Here is a 5,343-nt window from a genome sequence, read left to right as displayed (position 1 = left end):
TAACATAACAATTAAAATAAGGTTAGACTTTTGACAAAAAATCTCTAAGTATCCGCGATATTGCTATGGCTAAAGGATTACATTAGTGAGTTAATTCTATTACTGTTAACAAACAAGTAGTTGATGAACAAAGCAGCAATACATGTTCGTTAAGCAAATATAGAGAAGGTTTTTGGATTGTTCGCGTGTCAGCGAAACCTATGCACGCTCATCTTTGACCTTTAATGAGTTTCGTTCAGATCACAGTCACATTTAGTTCGACCGTCTAGGATTACTTTTCTTCATAGTACTAGCAGTTGTGGTAAGTCCATACTATCTAAAGCTATTCAATCACAGATCGACCAACCATTCTGGCACTATAAGTCGGATCAGTTGATTGCAGAAAGGGGGCTACCAAAGCAAGTAAATGATGTAGGAGCATTTGATTGGAAGATTAACCGCCTCAAGTTCTTTGAAGCATTCCATTTATGTATCATGGGCTCATTTTGAACTTACTTGATGGGCTAATTGCGTACTGTTTAAAACCAGAAAAGCCATCGCTCAACATCATGAACACTGCAAAACAAGGTTGATGGCGATGGTTTAAACCCATCTGAAGTTATTTAGTTTAATGGTGCTTATCTCTTTCCAATTAGTGGCAAGCTAGTTTTGCTACACTGGAGTTAATCCAATCACCGAAATACGTACTCTCGCCTGAATTGAACAACAACACCCAAATTGTTTGATGTCTCACAGAAAGTTCGATGATGTATCGCTATTCTCCCTGTAAGCTATGAAACATTCAAATGAACCCTCACCCACTTTAGCCTGACGAAAGGGCTAACAGAAAAAATAGAGTAAAACTATGACTTCTATAAAAAACGTCTTAAGTGAACTTCAAGACATCATCGAAAGCTCTGGGATTTTTCTTACGGAAAAAGAGCTTTCTAACCTTGAAATAACGGATTTTGGATTGGGTTCTTATCGCCAGCAAGGATTGGCAATTCATACCTACATTAATACAGACAGATGCTGTGCAAAAGAACTAATCATGCTTCCTAATCAAACGTGCCCTGAGCATATTCACCCAACACTTGGGACCATAGAAGGTAAGGAAGAGACATTTCGCTGTCGATATGGGCGTGTAAGTATTTTTATCGCGGGAGTAGCAAGTGAGATAGCAGCCGTTGCATTTCCTAAGGATATCAACAATTTTACAGTATTCAAAGAAGTTGTGCTTGAAAAAGGACAGCAGCTCACGTTAGCTCCAAATTCAAAACACTGGTTTAAGGCTCACGAAAAAGGGGCCGTCGTGTCTGAGTTTTCAACGACGTCAAATGACGAAACAGATATTTTCACCAATCCAGATATCAAAAGATCGAGCATGCTAACCTAAGTTTGAAAATGCCCAATGAGGGGCGTTTTCAAACTTAGGTTCTAATCATCGATTTGTTTCGCTGAAACTCTACCACGAATGACGATATCACCAAGAGTCGAGCCAGTCTTACTATTAATCACTCTCAGAAGCTGATTGACAGACTGGACTGCCAACTCATCAATGTTGTGCTCTATACATGGGATATGAATTCCAAAGCTTTCCGAGCCTGCGACCTTGTCGATACTATAGAAATGAATGTCTTCACTAGATTTATAACCACTTAAATGACTCGCTTCTAAACAGCCTAAAGTGATCTGGTTGTTCAAACCGACTATGGCATCTGGCTTGGCGATTTTTAGATACTCCTGAACTTTCTCTCGTGCCAGTTTCTTGTTAAAATCGGCGTTGATTATCTCGACTTCAACCTCTCCAGAGAGCCAATCGAGAGCTCGTTTCATACCATCTAATCGATCATTTGAAACCTTTGATTGAGGCGAGCCTGCGACTATCAAAATATCCTTGTTCCCATCTTTGACGACTTCTCTCGCTAGCTTGTATCCTGAATCCATATTGTCTAAATACACTCCACAGTCATGTGGCTTACTTACATAGCGGTCCAAAAGCACGACTGGAATCCCAATGTACTTTAGTCGCTCAAAGTAATCAGGCTGATAGTTTTCGTCTTCAGAAATAACGCTAATGATGATGCCTTCCACCGCATAACTTATTAGCGTATTGACACAGTCTTCCTCTATCTCGCTAGATTCGTCTGAAGTGAAAAAAAAGCAGTTGTATCCCTTCTCGGCTGAGTATCTTGAAATCAGTTGAATCGTCTTGGCAAAAAATGGGTTGTTTATCGACGGAACAATAACCCCAATCGTCTTTGAACCAGACTTAAGCCCCTTTGCTAGGATGTTGGGGATGTACCCCATTTCCTTTGCTAACTTCTCAATTTTATCTCTTGTTTCAGCTTTCACTTTATCTGGTGTAGAAAGCGCTCTGCTAACTGTGATTGTGGTTACATTCGCCTTTTTGGCGATGTCGGCCATGGTGACTTTCTTCATTTCATCTTCTTATGAGCTACTGCTTTGCAATCACAACATTGTATATGAAACACAGTCTATCAGGCAAAACATGACAATCGAAAATGTTATAAATAACATTTTAATGTTAGAAAAATCATACACACACCTCATTTTTTAGCTTACGCTGCGCAAAAAACAAGCAATAAACAATTTTTGTGACCTGATACACATTATAAATCAAACTAAAAGGTTACATTTTTGTTATCCAGATATGTTAACGATAACACTAAGAGGTAACATCAATGAAAGCTCTTGTACTTGAAGAAGTTAATAAGCTAACTTTAGCTGAAGTTGAAGAACCACAGTTGAAAAACAAAGACGATGTAAAGATCAAAATCCAATCTGTCGGCGTTTGTGGCTCTGATATTCATTACTTTTTACATGGGAAAATTGGTCACTTCGTAGTCGACAGTCCAATGACCCTCGGTCATGAAGCATCGGGCATTGTTGTGGAAGTTGGCGAGAACGTAAAGCATCTAAAACCAGGTGATCGCGTTTGTATGGAACCTGGTGTTCCGGCACCAAGCTCTCGCGAAGTTATGAACGGCTTTTACAATTTAGACCCTGATGTTGCCTTTTGGGCTACACCACCTTACGACGGTTGCTGTTCAGACTATGTCGTTCACCCTTCAGCATTCACGTTCAAAATCCCAGAACACATGACCTTTGAAGAAGGAGCAATGGTCGAACCTTTGGCTATCGGTATGCAAGCAGCAACCAAAGCTGAAATCAAACCAGGCGATGTGGCACTTGTCTACGGCGCTGGCACTATCGGCGTTATGTGCGCACTTTCAGCACTAGCTGGTGGTTGTTCTTCAGTGATCGTTGCTGATGTTGTTGATGAAAAACTTGAAACAATTGCGGCTTATGAAGGCATTAAAACCATCAACAGCAGTAAAGAAAGTGTCGAAGAGTTAGTGAATGTCATGACAAACGGCGTTGGTGTAGACGTTCTATTTGAATGTTGTGGCGTAGAGCCTGTAATCATGAACATGTGCAATGTGATTGCTCCAAATGGAACTGCTGTTCTTGTTGGCATGCCAATCGAGCCAGTTAAATTCGATATCGTTGCAGCTCAAGTCAAGGAGATTACCTTCAAGACTATTTTCCGTTACGCAAACATGTATCCAAAAACTATCAACTTGATTGCTTCTGGAAAAATCAACGTCAAGCCTCTTGTTAGTCGCAAGTTCAAGTTTGAAGACTCTATCGATGCTTATCAGCGAGCAGTAGAAGCACACCCATCTGATGTAAAAATCATCATTGAGATGGAGTAATACAAAATGAGCTTAATAGTTGGCGTTGACTGTGGCACTCAAGGGACAAAGGTCGTAATTGTCGATACTGAATCTCATAAAGTGCTTTCAGAGTGTTCACGCTCACATGAGTTAATTTCCGATACAAACGGAAAGCGCGAACAAGAACCGTCTTGGTGGCTCGATGCACTGACTGAAGCTTTTGAAGCCGCGTGTAATGCGGCTCAAATAACCGCAAGTCAGATTGATGCTATAGGCATTTCTGGACAACAACACGGCTTTGTTGCACTTGATAAAAATGGCGATGTGATTCGCAGTGCAAAACTATGGTGTGATACAGAAACCGCTCCCGAGAATGTTGAAATTCTAGAAATGCTAGGCGGCGATGAAGCATCAATTGAGAAGCTAGGACTCCGAGTTGAAACAGGTTATACCGCTTCAAAAGTCCTTTGGATGAAGAAACATGAGCCAGATAATTTTGAAAAGCTCGCTCATATGCTTCTTCCCCATGATTATATCAATTACTGGTTAACCGGCGAATACGTCACAGAATATGGTGATGCATCAGGAACTGGTCTGTTCGATGTTAGAACTCGAAAATGGGATGCACACATATGTGACCTTCTCGACCCATCTGGAAGGCTGTTCTCTGCTTTGCCTCAACTTAAGGAAGCCCATGAATCCATTGGTTGCGTTAGAGGAAACGCAAAAGAGAAGCTGGGCCTACGTGATGACGTTGTCGTTGCAACAGGTGGTGGCGACAACATGATGGCAGCCATTGGCACTGGTAATGTGAAAGACGGAATTATGACAATGTCACTTGGAACATCCGGGACGATCTTTACATTCACTAGCAAGCACATCGAGTTGAATCATCCTAGCATTGCTAGCTTTTGTTCTAGCTCCAACGGCTGGCTTCCTCTGATCTGCACAATGAACGTAACCTCCGCATCGACTCAAGTTCAGAATCTGTTCAACATGAGCATTCCTGAATTTAACGATTGCCTTTCTCGTTCTAAAATCGGCTCAGACGGAATATCATTCTTGCCGTTCTTCAATGGTGAGCGCGTCCCTCCGCTTCCTCATGCTCAAGCTTCTATTCATAACCTAAACATTGCCAATTTCAATTGCGACAATATTGTTCGTTCAGTAATTGAGGGGGCAACTTTTGGACTTAGATATGGATTAGATCTACTGCGCAATGCAGGCATCGAAGTAAAACAAATTCGCTTAATCGGTGGTGGCTCCAAGTCGAGTTCTTGGCGTCAGATCATCGCTGACACAATGAACGTTGAAACGATCTGTCCAGTTAATGCAGAAGCTGGTGCTCTAGGCGCTGCTATTCAAGCTGCATGGGCACTTAGCAACACAATCGATTATGACATCGTCGACAAGTTTGTCGTTCTAGATGATCAATCTCTAGTTCTACCAGACTCTAGCAACGCGGAGAAAGCTGAAAAAGCATATCAACGTTATCTAGGAGAACTTCACAAACAATATCCGACATTGGAGACATCAAAATAATGAGTACCCCCACTCCACTATTATCTGTCAGATCGGTTAAGAAATCGTTTGGCAAAGTTCAAGCTTTGAAGAACATCAACTTCGATCTACAGGCAGGCGAAATTCATGCTCTTTGTGGCGG

5 protein-coding genes and 1 pseudogene are annotated in these 5,343 nt (G+C 41.5%); 5 read left to right on the top strand and 1 reads right to left on the bottom strand.

What is annotated here, in order from left to right:
• Positions 1-270 precede the first annotated feature (270 nt).
• From HW45_RS30295 to HW45_RS04200, 3 genes and pseudogenes are all read left to right on the top strand, one after another.
• Positions 271-489, top strand: a complete 219-nt coding sequence (locus HW45_RS30295) for a phosphotransferase-like protein (RefSeq protein WP_443083033.1) — start codon at positions 271-273, stop codon at positions 487-489.
• A pseudogene (locus HW45_RS30290) lies at positions 474-572 on the top strand (IS982 family transposase); the annotation flags it as partial. The gene HW45_RS30295 and the pseudogene HW45_RS30290, both read left to right, overlap by 16 nt.
• Positions 573-844: 272 nt before the next feature.
• On the top strand, positions 845-1,375 hold the full coding sequence (locus HW45_RS04200; RefSeq protein WP_051867758.1) for a D-lyxose/D-mannose family sugar isomerase: 531 nt from the start codon (positions 845-847) through the stop codon (positions 1,373-1,375).
• A gap of 41 nt (positions 1,376-1,416) precedes the next feature.
• Here the strand turns inward: HW45_RS04200 and HW45_RS04195 are convergent, their stop codons facing one another.
• Complete coding sequence (locus tag HW45_RS04195; RefSeq protein ID WP_038225081.1) at positions 1,417-2,421, bottom strand: LacI family DNA-binding transcriptional regulator; 1,005 nt, start codon at positions 2,419-2,421, stop codon at positions 1,417-1,419.
• A 263-nt stretch (positions 2,422-2,684) separates the two neighbouring features.
• On the opposite strand from HW45_RS04195, the gene HW45_RS04190 reads away from it, so the two are divergent.
• Together HW45_RS04190 and xylB are read left to right on the top strand one after the other, a co-directional pair.
• A complete protein-coding gene (locus HW45_RS04190; protein WP_038225079.1) occupies positions 2,685-3,719 on the top strand; it encodes an NAD(P)-dependent alcohol dehydrogenase in 1,035 nt (344 codons plus the stop codon).
• A 6-nt stretch (positions 3,720-3,725) separates the two neighbouring features.
• Complete coding sequence (gene xylB / locus HW45_RS04185; RefSeq protein WP_038225078.1) at positions 3,726-5,222, top strand: xylulokinase; 1,497 nt, start codon at positions 3,726-3,728, stop codon at positions 5,220-5,222.
• The last annotated feature ends 121 nt before the right edge of the window (positions 5,223-5,343 follow it).

Source organism: Vibrio sp. ER1A (assembly GCF_000733315.1).
Lineage (GTDB): Bacteria > Pseudomonadota > Gammaproteobacteria > Enterobacterales > Vibrionaceae > Vibrio > Vibrio mediterranei.
This window is presented reverse-complemented; position numbering and strand designations above follow the sequence as displayed.